The sequence below is a fragment of the Oleiphilus sp. HI0079 genome (genome assembly GCF_001635105.1).
Genome location: NZ_LWFT01001143.1, coordinates 1 through 1,006, shown reverse-complemented (window position 1 = coordinate 1,006; position 1,006 = coordinate 1). Strand labels below are relative to the sequence as shown.

General features: G+C 49.9%; 1 protein-coding gene and 1 pseudogene. One reads left to right on the top strand and one right to left on the bottom strand.

What is annotated here, in order from left to right; genetic code table 11:
• On the top strand, nt 1-807 hold an 807-nt coding region (locus tag A3750_RS20245), incomplete at its 5' end, for a PLP-dependent transferase (protein WP_082873369.1).
• A gap of 68 nt (nt 808-875) precedes the next feature.
• On the opposite strand, the pseudogene dcd reads toward A3750_RS20245, so the two are convergent.
• Nucleotides 876-1,006, bottom strand: a pseudogene (gene dcd, locus A3750_RS20240) (dCTP deaminase); the annotation flags it as partial.

Here is a 1,006-nt window from a genome sequence, read left to right as displayed (position 1 = left end):
GCTGGCAATGTTGTCGACATCAAGAAGCTGTCTGAAATTGCGCACCGCCATGGCATCCCTGTAATCGTCGACAACACGGTTGCAACACCTTACCTATGCCAACCATTTAAGCAGGGCGCCGATATTGTTGTGCACTCTCTGACTAAATACATCGGTGGGCATGGTATTGCCATTGGCGGTGTCATTGTCGATTCAGGAAAATTCGACTGGGCCGCAAACAAAGAACGTTTCCCACTATTCAATGAGCCTGATCCTTCATACCATGGCGTTGTGTATACCGAAGCACTAGGGCCCGCAGCGTTTATTGGTCGTTGTCGCGTTGTCCCTTTGCGAAATACCGGCTCCGCGATCTCTCCACATAACGCATTCCTCATTATGCAAGGCTTGGAAACCCTTGGCTTGCGCATGGAGCGCCATTGTCAGAACGCTGAAAAGGTAGCGGGGCATCTTGCGACACACCCTAAAATCACCTGGGTAAACTATGCAGCCTTGCCTGACAGCCCGTACTATGAGAATTGTCAAAACATCTGCGGAGGCAGGGCTTCGGGCATCCTCAGCTTTGGAATAAAAGGTGGCAAAGAGGCTGGAGCTCGTTTCATTGATGCGCTGCAGATGATCCTGAGGCTAGTCAACATTGGTGATGCGAAGTCACTCGCTTGTCATCCGGCTTCAACAACACACCGTCAACTAGATGCCGATGAGCTAAAAGCCGCTGGAGTGAGCGAAGACCTCGTTCGCATCTCCGTAGGCATAGAACACATAGATGACATTATTGCCGATATTGATCAGGCACTTGAAAAGGCCTAACCCAAGACGGATAAATAAAGGCATAAAAAAAGCGACCTTTAAGTCGCTTTTTTACTCTGGCAGTGGGCTTAGGTTTTCGGCAACGTAACGCCAACCTGCCCCTGATATTTCCCACCCCGGTCACGATAGCTTGTTTCGCAAACCTCATCCGACTCAAAAAACAGCATCTGAGCAACGCCTTCGTTCGCATAGATCTTGG